Raw genomic sequence first — 18,317 nt, 5'->3', positions numbered from 1 at the left:
CTGCGAGCACAAGCACGCGCCCTTATCGTCACGCATCAGTCAAATCCGAAAGACATTCCCGCACTCCCCCAAGGCGACGTAGTCTCGAACCCGTGCATCAGCCTCGTATTCTCCGTGAACTGCGAGAGAGCGGTCACGCTCATCGCAGCGTCAAGACCGAGGTCCGCGAGAACCTGCTCGCCAGGCTCCGCGCGGGCGAGCCTCGCTTTCCCGGCATCGTGGGCTTCGACGAGACCGTCCTGCCCCACCTCGAGCGCGCCCTGCTGGCCGGCCACGACCTGGTCCTGCTGGGCGAACGCGGCCAGGGCAAGACCAGGCTCATCCGTACGGTCACCGGCCTGCTCGACGAGTGGACCCCCGTGGTCGAGGGATGCGAGATCAACGACCATCCTTACGCTCCGGTCTGCGCCCGTTGCAGGCGCCTGGCCGACGAGCTGGGAGAGTCCCTGCCCGTGGCGTGGAAGCACCGCGACGAGCGCTACGGCGAGAAGCTCGCCACGCCCGACACCTCCGTCGGCGACCTCATCGGCGACGTCGACCCCATCAAGATCGCCGAGGGGCGCACGCTCGGCGACCCCGAGACCGTCCACTACGGCCTCGTCCCGCGCACCAACCGCGGCGTCTTCTCCGTCAACGAGCTGCCCGACCTGGCCGAACGCATCCAGGTCTCGCTGCTCAACGTGCTGGAGGAGCGCGACATCCAGGTACGCGGCTACAACCTGCGCCTGCCGCTCGACATCCTGCTCATCGCCAGCGCGAACCCCGAGGACTACACCAACCGCGGCCGCATCATCACCCCGCTGAAGGACCGCTTCGGCGCCGAGATCCGCACCCACTACCCGCTGACCATCGAGGACGAGCTCACGCTCATCCGCCAGGAGTCGACGCCGGGCATCGGCGCGGACGTGCCCGAGCACCTGGTCGAGGTCATCGCCCGCTTCACCCGCCTGGTGCGCGAGTCGACCGCCGTCGACGCCCGTTCGGGCGTGTCGGCGCGCTTCTCCATCGCCGCCTCCGAGACCGCCGCGGCCTCGGCCGTACGGCGGGCCGCCATCACCGGCGAGGAGCGGGCCGTGACCCGCGTCTGCGACCTGGCCACGGTCGTGCCCAGCCTGCGCGGCAAGGTGGAGTTCGAGGTCAGCGAGGAGGGCAGGGAGACCGAGATCCTGGCCCACCTGCTGCGCCGCGCCACCGCGGAGACCTTCCGCGGCAGGCTCGGCGGCATGGACCTCACGCCGCTGCTCGACAAGTTCGCGGCGGGCACCCAGGTGGAGTCCGGCGAGCTGGTCCCCGCCGGTGAGCTGCTGCGCCGCATCGGCCCCGTCGAGGGGCTGGCGAGGGTGATGTCCAAGCTCGGCATGGGCACCGGCGAGGAGTCACCCGGCCACGCGGCGGCCGCGCTGGAGTTCGCGCTCGAAGGGCTCTATCTCATGCGCCGGCTGTCGAAGGACGACGTCGACGGAGTCGCCACCTATCGGACGTAAACATTCGCGCGATCTCCCGCGTCCTACTCGGTGACACCTAAATCCCGGGGGAGATCATGCGTCTGCTCGCACTGACCGCCAGCGCCTGTCTTTGTGCCGCCCTCAGCGCCACCGGCGCCGCCTCGGCCGCCGCCGTCCCTGCCGGCGCGCCGGGGACCGTCCCTGCCACTGTGCCGGCCACGGCGCCCGCCACTGTGCCTGCCGCCGTGCCTGCCGGCCTGCCCGCCGCAGGCGCGGCCGCCGCCGCCGCCGCCAAGGTGGCGTACGGCTTCGCCTGGTCCGACGGCAAGGGCGTCCTGCGCGTCACGCCCGCCAAGGCGACGCTCGTCAAGGAGCACGGCGTCCTGCGCTACAAGCTCAAGGCCGTCGCCGGCGCCAAGGAAGTCAGGCTCGACTACACCAAGTCCGCCTACAGCCGCGTCACGGTCGCCTGCGACCTGGTGGAGACCGAGGGCCGCGTGGCGCTCGACGCCAAGGGCCTGGGCAGGACGAAGTGCACGCCTGCCGACCTGGCCTTCACGCTGCAGCGCGGGCCCGCGCCCTTCAAGGTCGAGTACTCAGGCGCCAAGGCCGTCAAGGTCAGCGAGTTCCTGACCGACTGGGGCAACCCCAGGAGCGCGTTCGGCACGATCAAGCGGGTCAACGACACCACGGTCTCCTTCAAGGGGATCAAGCTGGGCTACACCCACGCCATCGGCTTCTACAGGGTCACCGCGAAGTGCTCCAGCGGCTGGCTGACCGGCAAGCCGGTCAACGCCTCCCGCGACGGCCTCGGGCAGAAGCCCTGCACGGCCGCCGACTTCACGAAAGTGCTGAAGGCGCAGAAGCACCCTGTGCTGGTCAAGGCCGACTACAACCCGCTCAGCGGCGAGCTGATCGAGGTGTGGGAGGTCTACGGCGACGCATAAGGGGCGATCCCGGGTTAGCGTGGGCGCATGGGCTACCGCTATGGCGAGTACCACGACGGGCCTGACCCGCTTGCTCCGCCGTACGACGTGCGGGCGGCGCTCGACGAGATGGGCGACGCCATCCTGTCGGGGTCGACGCCCGTCCACGCGCTGCGCGACCTGCTGAAGCGCGGTCTGCCCGGCGCCGAGGACCGTCGCGGGCTCGACGACATGCTCAGGGAGGTCAGGAGACGCCGGCGCGAGCTGCGCGAGCGCGGCAGGCTCGACGGCACGCTCGACAGGGCCCGCTCCCTGCTCGACAAGGCGATCGGGCAGGAGCGCGGCGAGCTGTTCCCCGACCCCTCCGACGACGCGCGGCTGCGCGAGGCCACGCTCGACAACCTGCCCGACGACACCGCGAGCGCCATCCAGGAGCTGAGCTCCTACGAGTGGCGCTCGGCGGCGGCCAGGCAGACCTTCGAGGAGCTGCGCGGCCTGCTGCGGCGGGAGGTGCTCGACGCGCAGTTCAAGGGGATGCGCGACGCGCTGGCCAACCCCGACCCCGCCGCGATGGAGCGGGTCAGGCAGATGATGTCGGACCTGAACGACATGCTGGAGCGCGACGCCCAGGGCGCCCACACCCAGAGCGATTTCGACTCCTTCATGTCGAAGTACGAAGACATGTTCCCTGAGCGGCCACGCACGCTCGAGGAACTCGTCGACATCCTCGCCCGCAGGGCCGCCGCCACCCAGCGGATGCTCGCCTCGCTCACGCCGCGCCAGCGCGAGGAGCTCAACAACCTCATCAACCAGACGCTCGACCAGGCGGGGCTGTCGGAGCAGATGCGCCGCCTTGGCGACTCGCTCTACGCCCGCCGTCCCGATCTGGCGTGGGGCACCCCCGAACGGCTGACGGGCGAGGACCCCATGGGCATGGGCGACGCCGTGACGGCCCTGGAGGAGCTGGCCGACCTCACCCAGCTGGAGGCCGCCCTCCGCCAGGACTACCCGGGCGCGCGCCTCGACGACGTCGACGAGGCCGCGGTACGGCGTGCCCTCGGCCGCTCGGCCGTCGACGACCTGGACGCGCTCAAGCGGATCGAGCGGGAGCTGGAGGAGCAGGGCTACCTGCTGAGGCGGCGCGGCAAGCTCGAACTCACGCCCAAGGCGGTGCGCAGGCTCGGAGAGACGGCGCTGCGCCGCGTCTTCGCCTCTCTCGACGCCGGGCGCAGGGGCGACCACGACCAGCGCGACGCGGGCTCGGCGGGTGAGCTCACCGGCTCGTCCAGGCCGTGGCGTTTCGGTGACGAGCAACCGATCGACGTCGTCCGCACCCTCGTCAACGGCATCCGCCGTGGTGACGCCTCCCCCCGCGCGCATGAAGGCAGGAGCGCGCCGTCCTCCCGGGGGACCCTGGCCCGTGGGCGCGACGCGAGGCCGCATTCGAGGGTGCGGCTCTCGGTGGACGACTTCGAGGTCAGCGAGACCGAGCGGCGCAGCGCGGCCGCCGTGTGCCTGCTGGTCGACCTGTCGTACTCGATGGCGCTGCGAGGCACATGGGCCGCCGCCAAGCAGACCGCGCTGGCCCTGCAGGCCCTGGTCGCCTCGAAGTTCCCGCAGGACGCCGTCCAGATCGTCGGCTTCTCCAACTACGCGAGGGTGCTGCAGCCCGACGAGCTCGCCGGCCTCGACTGGGACATGGTGCAGGGCACGAACCTGCACCATGCCCTGCTCATCGCGGGCAGGCACCTCGACAGGCATCCCGACTTCGAGCCTGTCGTGCTGGTCGTCACCGACGGCGAGCCGACCGCGCACCTGATGCGCAACGGCCGCTCCGCCTTCGAGTGGCCGCCCTCGCCCGAGACGCTGGAGCTCACGCTCTCCGAGGTCGACAAGATGACCAGGCGGCGAGCGACGATCAACGTGTTCATGCTCGCCGCCGACGACCGGCTGAAGGAGTTCGTCGACGAGGTCGCCAGGCGCAACGGAGGCAGGGTCTTCTCCCCCAGCGCCGACCGCCTCGGTGAGTACGTCGTCAGCGACTTCCTGCGGCTGCGCAGGGCCCGCTAGACGATCGCCGGGATCGTGTAGGTGGCCAGCCGCTCGTCGAGGCCGTCGCCGTAGTCGCGGAAGGATCGGTAGTGGGGTCGGACGTGACTGCCGCCCATGGCCTGCAGCACGGGCACGTCAGCGGGCTCGGGCAGCACGCCGCCGCCCAGGTAGCGGGGGTCGGCGAGCACCGTGCGCACGCCCTTCTCCCCCGACAGGAACCGGCCGTGGCGCCAGCCGCTCTCCTCGTCCCAGACCAGGGCGGCCCCTGAGACCAGCAGGATGGTGGCGTCGCGGGGATCGAACGGGTCGTCCCACCACTCGACGGCATCGACGGCGAGGGCTACTTCGGCAACGTAGGCGACAGGCATCGAGAGCCATTCGGGCGTGTACGGCCGCATGCTCATCCCTTCGATGGGGGAGGCTTTACCCCACTGTAACCATCTTCCTGTGGAAGAGGGCCGCCGAGGGATACCCGGACAGGCGCGACATGCCCACGAAGTCGAACCCCTGGCGCAGGTAGTACTTGTGCAGCGACTCGTTCGTCTTCCATACGTCGATGCGTAGCAGCCCGGGCCCGCGCGCCTCCGCCCAGTCGATGATCTCGGCGCCCATGCCGTGGCCCGCGTGGTCGCGGTGGACGACGAGCCTGTGCAGGTAGAGGGCGGGGGTGTCGGGCTCGTGCTCGGCCCACAGCTCCCTCTGCACCGCCGTGGTGAGGGTGACGGTGGCCGCGACACGGCCGTCGCGCTCCTCCACCCAGGTCAGGCGCTGCTCGATGCCGCCCATGACCCTGGCGTCCCTGGCCGTCCTGTCGGGCCACGGCCGCTGCCACTGGTCGGTGTCCTTGTCCGCGAGCCAGGCCGCGGCGTTCTCGATCAGGCCGATGATCGCCGGGAAGTCGTCCGGCGTGGCCTGGCGCAGGTGGATCATTCAGCTCCGGTCTCGATACTTCGCCGGGACGGACCCGATGTGGTAGACGAGGCGGTTGCGGTCGGCCGGATAGACGGTCACGGTGAGCCTGATCGGCCGCTCGGCGTCGAAGGCGGTGCGCCACAGCACCTGGACCGACACCCCCGCCCCCGTCACGGCGAAGAAGGCGCTCTCGTCGGGGTAGGACATGCGGGCGGTCAGCTCGTCGGTGTAGCCGACCTGCGGGTGCCCGAGGTCCTCGAGCAGCCTGATCGTGCCCCGCTCGATGTCACCCGGCCTGATGAGGTCGGTGCCGTCGGCGATGTCCATCGGGTAGTAGGAGGTCTGCAGCGACCACGGCGTGCCGTCCACGAAGCGCTGCTGGACCCGGGTGACCACCTTGGCGCCGACCTTGACGTCGAGCCTGAGGGCCACGTCGGCGCGGGCCTCCACGACGTCCACGTGCGGCCTGCCCACCTCGGGACGGCGCCCGCGCAGCAGGACGGAGGAGACGTAGGCGTCGCCCGGCAGGTCGGCGGCGCGCCTGCCCTCCTCGTCCGACAGCAGCACGGGGAAGGTGTCGGGCCTGCGGCGCACGAAGGTGCCCTCGCCCTGGCGCTTCTCCAGCAGCTCCTGGTTCACCAGCTGGCGGATGGCCTCGCGCACGGTGTTGACCGAGAAGCCCGAGGAGTCGCGCAGCTCGATCTCGGTGGGGATCTGGTCGCCCGGGGCCCACCGTCCGTCCTCGATGGCCTTGCGCAGGCGGTCGGCCAGCTGCTGGTACTTCGGAGGCACCGGATCGCTCCTCTTTGAGTTCCGATGGTTTGGATGACACCAATCATTGGTATGACTGGGTTTACCCAACTGAATCCTACACGAAGGATTCCCTGCGAGAACGGACGCGGCAAGGAGGCCGCATCTCGGGACCGCGACCCCCGATATCCACCCCAGACCGAGGGGAGGCCTCCATGTTGGAAGCAGCCATCATCCTGGCGCTGATCATCGCGAGCGGGGCGGCGGGTGTGTTCGTCGTCGTGGTGATAGGGATCCACCACGAGGACGGCAGGAGCTCGGCCACCGGCGCGCCACCAGGCCCGATCCACGCGGGCACCAGACGCATCCTCGGGTTCACCGTCGATCACACGGGATGCAGGTACGCGACCAATGACCAGCACGCACCCTTCGACTGCCCGACCTGCGACACGAAGGAACGAGCGACCTGACGCTCAGGCGTTGAGCACCGCGCAGTAGTAGCTGAGCGCGACGTCGAACCCGTCGCGGCAGTTGCGGTGGGAGCGGTAGCAGGGACGCCATGCCGAGCTGGCGCCGACCCCGGCGCGCGCGTCGGCCAGCGCTCCCGGCACCCGCTCCGGCCTGGGCAGGAGGCCGTGGCCGAGGTAACGCACCCCCGCCAGCTCGGTGTGCAGGCCGTGGCCGCCGGAGACGAAGGCTCCGAGGCGCCAGCCGCTCTCCTCGTCCCAGACCAGGGCACTGCCGTCACGCAGGCGAAGGGTGGCGTCACGAGGGTCGCAAGGACCCTCCCACCAGTCGGCAACCTCGTCGCCGAGCAGGTCGACGACCTGACGGACGTAGGAGAACGGCTGGCGCACCCATTCCTGTGAGTACGGCTCGACGTGCCTCACGGCCACGACGGCACCCCCTTGTGCCTGGAGAACAGAATGCCAACCATACCGGCGCTGAACTTATTCCATTGCCAGAGCGTCTAGTCATTACGGACGATATTCGGGGAAGGAGGAAGCCATGCTCGCCATGATTGTGCTGCTCGTCGTGATGGCCGTCGGCATCGCGGCTTTCGAGCTGTGCATGAGCTGCCCTCACGAGCGCGAGGAGCCCCAGAAGGCGGGTCCTGAGTAATACCGGTGCGATCACCGGGCGACTAATGTCAGCCCCATGAATAGCACGTTGCTCTGGCTGCACATCGCATTCGCGATCTTCGCCATCGGCCCGCTCACCGCGGTGATCATGGCCGCGCCGCGCGCGATCCGCGCCAAGAACGCCGCAGTCCTGCAGACCCTGCAGCGGATGACCAGAATCTACGGGATCGGCTCGCTCGGTGTGCTGATCTTCGGCGTCTGGCTCGGCGCGAGCCTCGGCGTGCTGGGCCGTTGGTACATGTCGGCGTCGATGACCCTGTTCGTCGTCGCGCTCGTCCTGCTCTTCCTCGTCGAACGCGACCTTCGCGCCGCCGTCAGGGTCTTCGCCACCGAGACCCCCGCCGACGACGCGAAGGTCGAGAACGCGCGCATCGCGATGATCAGCGGCGTGATCGGCCTGATCTACCTCGTGATCCTGTTCTTGATGATCTTCCCCGGCGAGGGCTAGGACGCCAGGAGGCCCTGTTTCTCGTCCTTCGGGCCGATCCGGAGGGGCAGGGGCTCTCATACGATGATGGGGTGCTCCCCCTTCTTCGTTCCCTGTGGGACGAGCCCCGCCCTGCCCGTCCGCCGCGGCGAGGCCGGCGCGACTGGGCCCTGGTGGGGCTGCTCGTGGCGCTCACGGTGCTCGAAGGGGTGCTGCGGCCCGACCTCCCGTGGCGGACCGTCTCGGTGACGCTCACCGTGGCGCTGGTGCCCACCCTGTTGTGGCGCCGGAGCAGACCGCTGCCGATGGTCGCGATCGCCTTCGGCTCCCTGAGCCTGGCGCCGCTCCTGACGGGCGGCCACTCCCCCGAGACCTACACCATGGTCTTCCTGCTGCTCCTGCCGTACTCACTGTTTCGCTGGGGGGCGGGGCGGGAGGCCGTGATCGGGTTGGCGATCATCCTCGGCAGGGCCTTCCTCTCGGCGGTCGTCGACCATCCGGGCCTCGGCGATCTGATCGGCGGGCTCGCCATCCTGTTCTCGGCCGTCGCGCTGGGGCTGGCCTTCCGGTACCGGGCCAGGGCGAGGAGACGCGAGCTCGATCACGTCAAACTGCTCGAACGTGAGCAGTTGGCCCGCGACCTGCACGACACCGTCGCTCATCACGTCTCTGCCATGGCGATCCGCGCGCAGGCGGGCATCGCCACCTCGGCGACGCGGCCGAGCGCCGCGACCGAGGCGCTCGTCCTGATCGAGTCGGAGGCGTCGCGCGCCCTCGCCGAGATGCGCGCCCTGGTCCGGGTCCTGCGCCAGGACCAACCGGCGGACCTGGCGCCGGGTCAGCGCATCGCCGACCTCGAGCGACTGGCCGGCCGAGCTCGCTCGGGCCCCTCCGTCGACGTGGAGATCCACGGCGACGTCGACGACCTCCGCCCGTCGGTCGGCACCGCGATCTACCGCCTCGCGCAGGAGTCGGTCACCAACGCCCTGCGACACGCTCGGCACGCCACCCGCATCGAGGTCCGCGTGTCCGCCGACGACACGTCGGTGCGCCTGCGCGTGAGCGACGACGGCGACCCCAGCCCCGTGCCGGCCGCCCCCTCTCAGGGGTACGGGCTGATCGGCATGGCCGAACGCGCCGACCTGCACGGCGGCACCTGCGAAGCGGGCCCGAACCCCGATCGAGGATGGACCGTGACCGCCGTGCTTCCGAGGAAGGGGGCGGCGACATGAGCATCCGGGTGATCGTCGCCGACGATCAGGAGATCGTCCGCACCGGGCTCGCCATGATTCTCAACGCCCAGCCGGACATCGAGGTCATCGGCGAGGCCGCCGACGGGCGGCACGCCGTCGAGCTCGCGCGGCGGCTGCGCCCCGACGTGTGCCTGTTCGACATCCGCATGCCGGGCATCGACGGCATCGAGGCGACCCGCGCCCTCGCGGGGCCGGCCGTCGACGACCCGCTGGCCGTCGTCGTCATCACCACGTTCGACCTCGACGAATACGTCTACGCTGCCCTGAGGGCCGGCGCCAGAGGGTTCCTGCTGAAGGACGCGGGCACCGCCCTGCTCTCCCAGGCCGTCCACGCCGCCGCCGACGGCGACGCCCTCATCGCGCCGAGCGTCACCGCGCGGCTGCTCAGGACCTTCGCCGCCGCCGGATCCTCCGCCTCGCCCGTGCAACCCATCGAGGCGCTCACCGAGCGCGAGGAGCAGATCCTCGCCACCGTGGCGCGCGGGCGGACCAACAGTGAGATCGGCGACGAGCTGTACATCTCTCTCAGCACCGTCAAGTCCCACATCGCCAGCCTCATGGCCAAACTCGGCGCCCGCAACCGCGTCGAGATCGCCATATGGGCCTACGAGACCAACCGCGTCAGGAACTGAAGGCCGCCGGCCGCCTGCGGATGACCCATTCGACCACGACGAGGTTGATCGCCCAGCCCGCTCCCATGAGCAGCGCCCTGCCGAGCTCGTCCGGCAGGCCGAAGAACAACAGCCAGGGCAGGTGGACCAGTACCTGCGTGCCCGCGCCCATGCCGATCGCGTATCCACGGATCATCCAGGCGCGGTGCCTGGCGAAGTCGCGCCGCCGGATCGCGGCCAGACCCAGCGAGATCGCCACGACCATGGCCGTGCCGAACAGGAGCCGGAAGGCGGCCAGGAGATCGCCGTCACCGACAGGGCGGGCGTAGAACAGCGTCATCCACAGGCCCGAGAGCGCGGCGGCAAGTCCGCAGGGGACGAGAATCCGCCCGGCGACGCGGTGCCAGCCCGGCCTCCTGCGGCGGAAGCGGGGGGCGAACTGGAAGGCGCCCAGCACGCTGTACACGGCGGCGCAGAAGATGTGCAGCACCACGGGCAGGGGCGCGGCGAAGAATCGCGCGTTCCCCGGCGTGACGTCGCCGCCCGCGAGCTCGGTCAGACGGACGCCTCCCGCGATCAGGGGAACGACGCTGAGCACGACCAGCACGGTGGGCAGCAGCCAGCCACCCCTGCCGCCTGCGGTGTTTCGGGGACGCGGACGGTGTGCCGTCAGGCTCTTGTCGGTCATGAGGCGATCGTGACCGCTGGGAGGGTGACGGCTCATCGGCAGAACGGCCCGATCCGAACCGGCCGATCATCCATGAATCAGGCGTACTTTCGGCGAGCCGTCGCCGAAGGCCACGTGCGACGGCGCGGCCTGCCCGCTCGTCCGGGCAGGCCCGCCACCATCCGCCTCGCGGGAAAGCCCTAGCCCAGCGCCTGGGTCAGGTCGGCGAGGAGGTCGTCGACGGTCTCGATGCCGACCGACAGCCGCACCAGGTCGGAGGGCACCTCCAGCGGCGAGCCGGCCGCCGAGGCGTGCGTCATCCTGCCGGGGTGCTCGATCAGCGACTCCACGCCGCCGAGCGACTCGCCCAGCGTGAACAGCTTCGTCCTGTCGCAGATGTCGACGGCCTCCTGCTCGCCGCCGTCGACGCGGAAGGAGACCATGCCGCCGAAGCGCTTCATCTGCTTGGCCGCCACCTCGTGCCCCGGGTGCTCGTCGAGGCCCGGGTAGAGGACCTGCGTGACGCGCGGGTGGGCGAGCAGCAGGTCGACCACGCGCTCGGCGTTGTCGCAGTGGCGGTCCATCCGCACGCCGAGCGTCTTCAGCCCGCGCAGCGTCAGCCACGCGTCGAACGGGCCTGCTACGCCTCCCATCGCGTTCTGGTGGTAGGCCAGCTCGTCGCCCAGCCCCTTGTCCGCGGCGATCAGCGCGCCGCCGACCACGTCGGAGTGCCCTCCGACGTACTTCGTGGTCGAGTGCACGACCACGTCGGCGCCCAGCGCCAGCGGCTGCTGCAGGTACGGCGAGGCGAAGGTGTTGTCCACCACGAGCAGCGCGTCGTTCTCGTGCGCCAGCTGGGCAAGCGCGGCGATGTCGGCGATGCCGAGCAGCGGGTTCGTCGGCGTCTCGACCCAGATCAGCCTGGTCTTCTGCGTCATGGCCGCGGCCACCGCGTCGAGGTCGCCCAGCGGCACGGGGTCGTAGTGCAGCCCCCAGCGCTCGTGGACCTTGGAGAACAGCCGGTAGGTGCCCCCGTAGGCGTCGTTCGGGATCACCACGTGGTCGTTGGGCCTGCAGACGGTGCGCAGCAGGGTGTCCTCGGCCGCCAGGCCGGAGGCGAACGCCATGCCCCTCACGCCGCCCTCGACCGCGGCCAGCGCCTCCTCCAGCGCGGTCCGCGTCGGGTTGGCCGACCGGCTGTACTCATATCCGCCCCGGAGACCGCCCACGCCGTCCTGCTTGTAGGTGGACGTGGCGTAGATCGGCGGCACGACCGCGCCGGTCACCGGGTCGGGCTCCTGGCCTGCGTGAATCGCCAGGGTCTCAAAACCATTGCTCATGCCCCCCACGCTAGCCCAGGAAAAACGTGAAGCCCGTGATCCGTCCCCCAACCGATCACGGGCCTCTCGTCGTCACGCGCGGCTTGTCCCCCAACCGCCCACCCGTGACGGGTCTGGTGTCAGGCCGCCCTGCTCTCGCTCAACTCCTCGGCGGCGGGCCGCGGCAGCCGCACGACGTCGGCGTTGATGTGACGGCCGCTCGCGCCCTCGGCCGGCTCCCCGTTGATGCGGGAGAGCAGCACCGGGTCGGCCAGCGCCAGCAGGACGGCGACGACGAGCCCGATGCCCAGGAACACGAATCCGATAACGACCATTTCCTCATCCCCTTCGACGCTTCAAGCATGCCCGCCGCGACGCCGGCCCCGAATCGACTGAAGGACTGGTCCCCGGTTCAGGAGGTCGGCCGAATGGTGGATATGAGGGCTCCGACTTCCGGCCTAGGCTCGGGTGCCGTGGGGGACAACAAACGCTTCGTCTACTGGGTCAGGCGGCTCAGCGAGATCGCCATGATCGGCTGGCTGAGCATGATGCTGCTGGTCGATCTGGCCGTCGCCGTGGGTGCGGGAGGGCTGCAGTTCCTGGTTCCCGTGTGCGGGGCCGTCGGCATCGTGGCGGTGGTGCTGCGCAGGCGCTACAGGATCGAGGGGTTCGCCGTCCTGATGGCCTGCTCCCTCGGCGTCTCCCTCCTCATCGGCGCGATCAACGTCGTAGGGGTCCCAGGGTCGGCGGAGAGCGGCGCGCTGCTCATTCTCACCATCGGCGTCCTGCGGCACGTCGAGCCCGTGCGGAGGGCGGCCACGCTGAGCCTGGTGGCGATGGGCGTGCTGATGGCCGAGGGCGGCATGCGCGACTATCACAACGGCGGCCTGGCCTTCTCCTTCATGCTGTTCATCGGCTGGGCCACCGCGGCGGGCGTCGGCGGCTACCTGCGCTTCCAGCAGGAGCGGCGCGTCGAGGCCATCCACACCGTCCGCCGGTCCGAACGTCTGGAGCTGGCCAGGGAGCTGCACGACCTGGTCGCCCACCACATCACCGGCATCGTGGTTCAGGCCCAGGCCGCCAGGACGGTCGCCGAGATGAAGCCCGAGGCGGTCACCCCCGCCCTCGACGCCATCGCCAACGCGGGGGTCGAGGCGCTCACCTCGATGCGCCGCCTGGTCAGCGTGCTGCGCGCGGAGGACGAGGCCGCCCGCACCCCCGGCACCTCCCTCGCCGACCTGCGCCTGCTCACCGAGCGCTTCAGCGCCGGCGGGCCGGGCGTCTCCTTCGAGGTCGGTCAGGGCATCACCGACGGCGCGCTGCCGCCCGAGGTCATGACCACCCTGCACAGGGTGCTGCAGGAGTCGCTCACCAACGTCCGCCGCCACGCCCCCGGAACCGGATGGGTGGAGGTCGATCTGCGGCTCCACGAGCGCACCGTACGGCTGCGCGTGCGCAACTACGGCTCGGCCACCGACCCGCGCCTCTCACGCCTAGGCGGGGGCTTCGGGCTGGTCGGCATGGCCGAGAGGGTCGAGGCGCTCGGCGGCAGGCTGCTGGCAGGGCCCACCCCTGAAGGCGCGTGGGAGGTGTTCGCCGAGTTCCCCCTCACCTGAGGCGGGGAGCCTGTCGCACTCCCGCTCACCCAGCTCCGGAGCGCCCCGGCCGGCCGGTAGCCGGAGGGGTCGCGCACCACCGCGTCGGCCGGGCCGAGCGCGCGACGCATGACCCTGAGCCGACCATAAGGATTCCCGAAGTACGGTCGCCGAAGCTGGGGGCATGACAACGCATGTGACTGTGATCGGCCTCGGGGCCATGGGCTCGACGATGGCCGAGACGTTCTTGAAGGCGGGCCACCAGGTGACGGTGTGGAACAGGACACCCGGCAAGGCGGGCGCGCTGGTGGCGCTCGGCGCGCACGAGGCGTCCTCGCCCGCCGAGGCCGGAGAGCTCCTGGTGATCAGCCAGCTGGACTACCAGGCGATGTACGACAGCCTCGGCGACGTCGACCTGCGGGGGAAGGTGCTGGTCAACCTCAGCTCCGACGCCCCCTCGGTCCTGCGCGAGGCCTCGGACTGGGTGGCCGCGCGCGGCGGCGTGCTCGTCACCGGAGGCATCATGGTCCCGCCGCCCGGCATCGGCCGGCCCGGCGCCTACACCTTCTACAGCGGGCCTGCCGAGGTCGTCACCCGCCACACCGAGACGTTGAAGGCGATCAGCGACGTCACCTACGTCGGCGCCGACCCGGGACTGGCGATGGTCTTCTACCAGTCGCAGCTGTTCATGTTCTGGTCCGGGCTGACGGCGTACATGTACGCGAGCGCGCTGGCGCAGAGCGCGGGGGTGGCGCCTTCCCAGCTGCTTCCCTTCGCGCAGGAGACGTTCGGCGGGATCGCGGGCGAGGGGCCGATGGGGTTCCTGAAGTACCTCACGGCCGAGTTCGAGGAGCGGTCCTACCCCGGCGAGGCCAACAGCCTGCACATGCAGGCGGTGGGGATGGGCCATGTGGTGCACGCGTTCGAGGAGGCGGGGATCGACGCCACGCTGCCCGTCGCGCTGAAGCGCCTGTTCGAGCGCGCCGACGCGGAGGGGCGCGGAGCCGAGGGCCTGGGCACCGTCATCGAGTCCATCAAGAAGCCCTGACCACCCGTACGGCGCCCGCCCCAGCCGGAGCGGGGCCCGAGGTCCCTCGAAGCTCCCTGGGACGTCGACACAGCCCCCAGGACGCCGGGGAGCAGGCCGAGGTTCGCCGCCTCTCCGTGGAGGCGAGACGCCCGTCCCCAGGACACCCGGCCGTGATCGCCCACACGGTCTGATCGTGTGGGCGGTCACGGGGTCTTCCGGGAGTGGGCCTCCCCCGACGCGTCAGTGGTTGGCAAGGAAGGCGAGGAGGTCCTGGCGGGTGAGGAGGCCGGCGGGCTTGCCGTCCTCCAGCACCACCGCCGCGTCCGCCTTCTCCAGCGCCTCCACCGCCCGCGACACCGACTCGCCCGCGCCGATCATCGGCAGCGGCTGCGACATGTGCTCGGCGATCGGGTCGTCGGAGCTGAGCTTGCCCCGGTACAGCGCCTCCAGCAGGTCGCGCTCCACGATGGACCCGACGACCTCGGCCGCCATCACCGGCGGCTCCTCCTTCATGACAGGCAGCTGCGAGACGGAGTACTCCCGCATGATGGAGATCGCCGTGCCGACCGACTCGTGCGGATGCGCGTGGACGAAGGACGGCATGGTGCCGCCCTTGCGCGACAGCACGTCCCGCACCAGCCCCCGCTCCGAGGGGGTGGTGAGGAAGCCGTAGTCGGCCATCCACTCGTCGTTGAAGATCTTCGACAGGTAGCCGCGCCCGCCGTCGGGCAGCAGCACGACGACCACGTCGTCAGGCCCGGCCTTGGCCGCCACCTGCAGCGCGGCGACCGCGGCCATGCCGCAGGAGCCGCCCACCAGCAGCGCCTCCTCGCGGGCCAGGCGCCTGGTCATGTTGAAGGAGTCCTTGTCGGAGACGGCGATGATCTCGTCGCAGATCGTCGTGTCGTAGGTCGCGGGCCAGATGTCCTCCCCCACGCCCTCGACCAGGTACGGGCGTCCCGTGCCACCGGAGTAGACCGAACCCTCGGGGTCGGCGCCGATGATCTTCACCCGGCCGCCGGAGACCTCCTTGAGGTAGCGGCCCGTGCCGCTGATGGTGCCGCCGGTGCCGACGCCCGCCACGAAGTGCGTGATGCGGCCCTCGGTCTGCTCCCACAGCTCAGGACCCGTCGAGTGGTAGTGCGACTCGGGGTTCTGGACGTTGGAGTACTGGTCCGGCTTCCACGCGTTGGGAATCTCGCGGGCCAGCCTGTCGGACACCGAGTAGTAGGACTCGGGGTGGTCGGGCGAGACCGCGGTGGGGCACACCACGACCTCGGCTCCGTAGGCCCTGAGCACAGAGATCTTGTCCTGGGCGACCTTGTCGGGCACGACGAAGACGCACTTGTAGCCCTTCCTCTGGGCCACGATGGCCAGCCCGACGCCGGTGTTGCCCGAGGTCGGCTCGACGATGGTGCCGCCGGGCCGCAACGCCCCCGACGCCTCCGCCGCCTCGATCATCCGTACCGCGATGCGGTCCTTCACCGAGCCGCCCGGGTTGAAGTACTCGACCTTGGCGAGCACCTGTGCGGGAAGGCCCGCCGAGACCTTGTGCAGCCTGACGAGCGGAGTGTTCCCCATGAGCTCGATCAGGGAATCGTAAACGCGCACTGAGGTGTTCACCTTCTTTGCAGAAGCTTGATCAGCTTGTGGATGGCCAGGGCCCCCAGGGGGTGGTGGGGCCTCAGCTAGGTTTCCTGATAACGCTACCGTCGCGACAGGTCGAGGGGGGCCGCCGAGTGATCTGGACTCCGGGGGTGGCGCGCACGGCGCGCAGGATCGCCGCGGCGGCCGCGGTGGGCGGGGGCGGTCTGACAGCTCTGGGCGCGACGGCGTACGGCCTGCTGATCGCCGAAAGCCTGGTCGCCAGGCGGGTGATCGGCCGTCCTCACGGCATGGAGGGCCCGCCGTCCGACGGCCTGTACGGCGACTTCCCCGGCGAGCCCGTCAGCCTCGTCATGCTCGGCGACTCCCTCTCCGTCGGCCTCGGCATGAGCAACCCCGAGGACACCCCTGGCGTACGGCTGGCGCACGGCCTGGCCTCCGTGGCCGAGCGCCCCGTACGGCTGACCGTCGTGGGCAAGTCGGGGGCCGCCTCGGTCGAGCTGGGCGACCAGGTGGACCGAGCGCTCAAGGCGCGTCCGGACGTGGCCGTCATCTTCGTCGGCGCCAACGACGTGACCACGCAGACGCCGCCCGCGACCGCCGTACGGCATCTGGCCAAGGCGGTGCGGCGCCTGCGCGAGGTGGGCGCGGAGGTCATCGTGGGCACCTGCCCCGATCTCGGCACGGTGCGCCCGATCGGCCAGCCGCTGCGGTGGGTGACCAGGCGATGGAGCCGCCAGCTCGCCGCCGCGCAGACGGTCGCGGTGGTCGAGGCGGGGGGCAGGACGGTCGCCTTCGCCGACCTTCTGGGGCCGGAATTTGCCACAAACCCGGGCGAAATGTTCGGACCGGATCGTTTCCATCCATCTGACCGAGGTTACGCCCAGGCCGCTTACGCGGTGCTACCTTCTGTATGCGCTGCGTTGGGGTTGTGGCCTGAACCACATCCCAGGCGTGGCGAAGGTCTGCAAACGATTTACCTTGCGGCGGCGACGGCTGCGGAGGAGTCAGGCACAGAGGTCACCGCGACCAGGGTCGCAGGGCGGGCGACGGGCCCTCACGGTAGATGGGTCACGCTCTTCCGCCGGCGACCAGAAGACACCCTCCCCGGCTGAGCCGCCACTCCTCGCCCCCATTGGAGTGGAATAACCGTGCTCCGGCCCCTCGCGAAACCGGCCCTCGCCCTGGCCGGAACCCTTTCCCTGGCCGCCTGCTCAGGCAGCGACGCCGCCACGACAGCCTTCCCGACCTGGCACAACACCGACGTCAACGTGGTCAGCCGCATGGTCACCGCCGCAGGCGTGGCCACGACCACCTCCATGAAGCCCGACGGCACACTCGAGACCGTCGCCCTCGACCTGACCACAGGCAAGAAGCTGTGGGCCCAGCCCGCCACGATGGCGGGGCGGCTGCCGGGCATGGGCGTGCCGCCACCCGCGATCGTCGACAACGTCATCGTCTCGCTCGACCCAGGCAAGAAGGGCAGGTGGAACGCCGTCCTCGTCGCCCGCGACGCCCGCACGGGCAGCCAGAAGTGGGCCAGGCCCGTCCACTCGACCTTCGGCCCCCAGCGCTGCGGGCCCTACGTGTGCCTGTCGGAGCACACCGCCCTGTCGGCCGCCAGGGTGGTCGTGCTCGACCCCGCGACAGGCAAGCAGAAGTGGAAGCTCCCAGGCATCGCCGAGGTGGAGTGGTCCGACGCCAACAGGGTGCTGCTGCTGCGCCTGGCGGCCAACCCGATGATCGAGTCCTACGAGCTCAAGTCGGGCAAGCTCCAGTGGCAGCAGCCCATCGAGCAGGCCCTGGGCTCCGGCATCGACATGTCGGGCGGCTGGGCGTTCGGGTCGACGGGCGAGAACCTCGTCGGCTACGTCGCGCCGTACACCAGCCCGCGCACGAAGAAGGTCTCCACGTTCGGGCTGTTCTCGCTCAAGATCTCCGACGGCACCATCAACTGGATGCGCCCGTCCGTGGTCCGCGTCTATCCCAGTGGCAGCCCCGGCTTCGCGCCGGTGGTCCGCCCGGTCGACCAGCAGGGCCAGTACGGCGGCTTCGCCAGGCTCGACTCCGAGACCGGCAGGGTCATGGGCCAGATCACCGCCAGCCAGGTGCCCGGTTCGGGCTGGTGGCTGGCCTTCCCCCAGCGCATGGAGCGGCTGGGCTTCCTCAAGCACAACGGCGCCGGCTCCGCCTTCGACCTGACCACGGGCAACTCAGTGCCGGTGAAGGACCAGCGCGGCTGGTCCTTCTGCGTCACCGACCCCAAGCCCCTGCCGTTGAAGGGGCAGGCTCCCGGCTTCTACTCGGTCGCCGCCATCTGCGAGTTCGACCTGTCGAACGGCAAGCGGATCGCGGGCGAGAGCGCGCCGCCGTCCTGGTTCACCGGCAGCCAGGACGGCTGGCGGCTCTGGCGTGACGAGAAGGGCGCCATCCACGGCATCAGGGACGGCGCCGCCAACTCGCCCGGCATGTACGGATGACCGCGGCCGGGCGACCCGATCGCCCGGCTTTCACCTATCTGAAACAAAGTTCTGTTTTACCGGCCCCCGGGTCGTGGCAACGGCACTACCGAGGGGTAACCTC

The 18,317-nt window shown here is 70.4% G+C and carries 19 protein-coding genes; 11 read left to right on the top strand and 8 right to left on the bottom strand.

The window, feature by feature from the left end:
- Positions 1 to 92 precede the first annotated feature (92 nt).
- The 3 genes from FHR33_RS31100 to FHR33_RS31090 are packed head-to-tail and all read left to right on the top strand — an operon-like array spanning position 93 to position 4,441.
- Positions 93 to 1,484 carry a sigma 54-interacting transcriptional regulator gene (locus tag FHR33_RS31100; protein ID WP_183655234.1) on the top strand — a complete coding sequence of 464 codons (1,392 nt, stop codon included), beginning with the start codon at positions 93 to 95 and terminating at the stop codon, positions 1,482 to 1,484.
- A 56-nt stretch (positions 1,485 to 1,540) separates the two neighbouring features.
- Positions 1,541 to 2,392, top strand: a complete 852-nt coding sequence (locus FHR33_RS51995; protein ID WP_183655231.1) for a hypothetical protein — start codon at positions 1,541 to 1,543, stop codon at positions 2,390 to 2,392.
- Between the two features lie 27 nt (positions 2,393 to 2,419).
- Positions 2,420 to 4,441: a vWA domain-containing protein gene (locus tag FHR33_RS31090; RefSeq protein ID WP_183655228.1), complete on the top strand. Its 2,022-nt coding sequence runs from the start codon at positions 2,420 to 2,422 to the stop codon at positions 4,439 to 4,441.
- Here the strand turns inward: FHR33_RS31090 and FHR33_RS31085 are convergent.
- The 3 genes from FHR33_RS31085 to FHR33_RS31075 are packed head-to-tail and all read right to left on the bottom strand — an operon-like array spanning position 4,438 to position 6,127.
- Positions 4,438 to 4,827 (bottom strand): DUF6292 family protein, encoded by a 390-nt coding sequence (locus tag FHR33_RS31085; RefSeq protein ID WP_183655225.1) that lies wholly within the window; start codon positions 4,825 to 4,827, stop codon positions 4,438 to 4,440. The genes FHR33_RS31090 and FHR33_RS31085 overlap by 4 nt on opposite strands.
- A gap of 19 nt (positions 4,828 to 4,846) precedes the next feature.
- On the bottom strand, positions 4,847 to 5,353 hold the full coding sequence (locus FHR33_RS31080; RefSeq protein ID WP_183655222.1) for a GNAT family N-acetyltransferase: 507 nt from the start codon (positions 5,351 to 5,353) through the stop codon (positions 4,847 to 4,849).
- A complete protein-coding gene (locus FHR33_RS31075; RefSeq protein ID WP_183655220.1) occupies positions 5,354 to 6,127 on the bottom strand; it encodes a GntR family transcriptional regulator in 774 nt (257 codons plus the stop codon).
- A 173-nt stretch (positions 6,128 to 6,300) separates the two neighbouring features.
- On the opposite strand from FHR33_RS31075, the gene FHR33_RS31070 reads away from it, so the two are divergent.
- On the top strand, positions 6,301 to 6,555 hold the full coding sequence (locus tag FHR33_RS31070; protein WP_183655218.1) for a hypothetical protein: 255 nt from the start codon (positions 6,301 to 6,303) through the stop codon (positions 6,553 to 6,555).
- Between the two features lie 3 nt (positions 6,556 to 6,558).
- Here the strand turns inward: FHR33_RS31070 and FHR33_RS31065 are convergent, their stop codons facing one another.
- Complete coding sequence (locus FHR33_RS31065) at positions 6,559 to 6,981, bottom strand: DUF6292 family protein (protein ID WP_183655215.1); 423 nt, start codon at positions 6,979 to 6,981, stop codon at positions 6,559 to 6,561.
- Between the two features lie 262 nt (positions 6,982 to 7,243).
- Between FHR33_RS31065 and FHR33_RS31060 the strand changes: the two genes are divergently transcribed.
- From FHR33_RS31060 to FHR33_RS31050, 3 genes are all read left to right on the top strand, one after another.
- Entirely contained in the window at positions 7,244 to 7,675 is a 432-nt protein-coding gene (locus tag FHR33_RS31060; protein ID WP_183655212.1) for a DUF2269 family protein, read from the top strand.
- A gap of 71 nt (positions 7,676 to 7,746) precedes the next feature.
- Positions 7,747 to 8,886, top strand: coding sequence for a sensor histidine kinase (locus FHR33_RS31055; protein WP_183655210.1), 1,140 nt, complete (start codon positions 7,747 to 7,749; stop codon positions 8,884 to 8,886).
- Positions 8,883 to 9,539: a response regulator gene (locus FHR33_RS31050; RefSeq protein WP_183655207.1), complete on the top strand. Its 657-nt coding sequence runs from the start codon at positions 8,883 to 8,885 to the stop codon at positions 9,537 to 9,539. The genes FHR33_RS31055 and FHR33_RS31050 overlap by 4 nt, the downstream gene beginning before the upstream one ends.
- Here FHR33_RS31050 and FHR33_RS31045 read toward each other — a convergent pair.
- From FHR33_RS31045 to FHR33_RS31035, 3 genes are all read right to left on the bottom strand, one after another.
- Positions 9,529 to 10,206: a DUF2306 domain-containing protein gene (locus FHR33_RS31045; protein WP_246452240.1), complete on the bottom strand. Its 678-nt coding sequence runs from the start codon at positions 10,204 to 10,206 to the stop codon at positions 9,529 to 9,531. The two genes, FHR33_RS31050 and FHR33_RS31045, sit on opposite strands and share 11 nt — an antisense overlap.
- Before the next feature lie 179 nt (positions 10,207 to 10,385).
- A complete protein-coding gene (locus FHR33_RS31040; protein ID WP_183655201.1) occupies positions 10,386 to 11,525 on the bottom strand; it encodes a cystathionine gamma-synthase in 1,140 nt (379 codons plus the stop codon).
- A gap of 119 nt (positions 11,526 to 11,644) precedes the next feature.
- Positions 11,645 to 11,839 (bottom strand): hypothetical protein, encoded by a 195-nt coding sequence (locus FHR33_RS31035; protein WP_183655198.1) that lies wholly within the window; start codon positions 11,837 to 11,839, stop codon positions 11,645 to 11,647.
- Positions 11,840 to 11,977: 138 nt separating this feature from the next.
- On the opposite strand from FHR33_RS31035, the gene FHR33_RS31030 reads away from it, so the two are divergent.
- Together FHR33_RS31030 and FHR33_RS31025 are read left to right on the top strand one after the other, a co-directional pair.
- Complete coding sequence (locus FHR33_RS31030) at positions 11,978 to 13,120, top strand: sensor histidine kinase (RefSeq protein ID WP_183655195.1); 1,143 nt, start codon at positions 11,978 to 11,980, stop codon at positions 13,118 to 13,120.
- Positions 13,121 to 13,283: 163 nt separating this feature from the next.
- On the top strand, positions 13,284 to 14,147 hold the full coding sequence (locus FHR33_RS31025) for an NAD(P)-dependent oxidoreductase (RefSeq protein WP_183655192.1): 864 nt from the start codon (positions 13,284 to 13,286) through the stop codon (positions 14,145 to 14,147).
- Between the two features lie 222 nt (positions 14,148 to 14,369).
- Here FHR33_RS31025 and FHR33_RS31020 read toward each other — a convergent pair whose 3' ends face one another.
- Positions 14,370 to 15,740 carry a cystathionine beta-synthase gene (locus FHR33_RS31020; protein ID WP_183655189.1) on the bottom strand — a complete coding sequence of 457 codons (1,371 nt, stop codon included), beginning with the start codon at positions 15,738 to 15,740 and terminating at the stop codon, positions 14,370 to 14,372.
- A 128-nt stretch (positions 15,741 to 15,868) separates the two neighbouring features.
- Between FHR33_RS31020 and FHR33_RS31015 the strand changes: the two genes are divergently transcribed.
- Positions 15,869 to 16,849, top strand: coding sequence for an SGNH/GDSL hydrolase family protein (locus FHR33_RS31015; RefSeq protein WP_183655186.1), 981 nt, complete (start codon positions 15,869 to 15,871; stop codon positions 16,847 to 16,849).
- 36 nt (positions 16,850 to 16,885) lie between these two features.
- On the top strand, positions 16,886 to 18,214 hold the full coding sequence (locus tag FHR33_RS31010) for an outer membrane protein assembly factor BamB family protein (RefSeq protein WP_312895795.1): 1,329 nt from the start codon (positions 16,886 to 16,888) through the stop codon (positions 18,212 to 18,214).
- Positions 18,215 to 18,317: the final 103 nt, after the last annotated feature.

It is taken from the genome of Nonomuraea dietziae (genome assembly GCF_014195505.1).
Taxonomy (GTDB): domain Bacteria; phylum Actinomycetota; class Actinomycetes; order Streptosporangiales; family Streptosporangiaceae; genus Nonomuraea; species Nonomuraea roseola.
The sequence above is the reverse complement of the archived record's forward strand: the minus strand, read 5'-3'. Positions and strand labels throughout refer to the sequence as shown.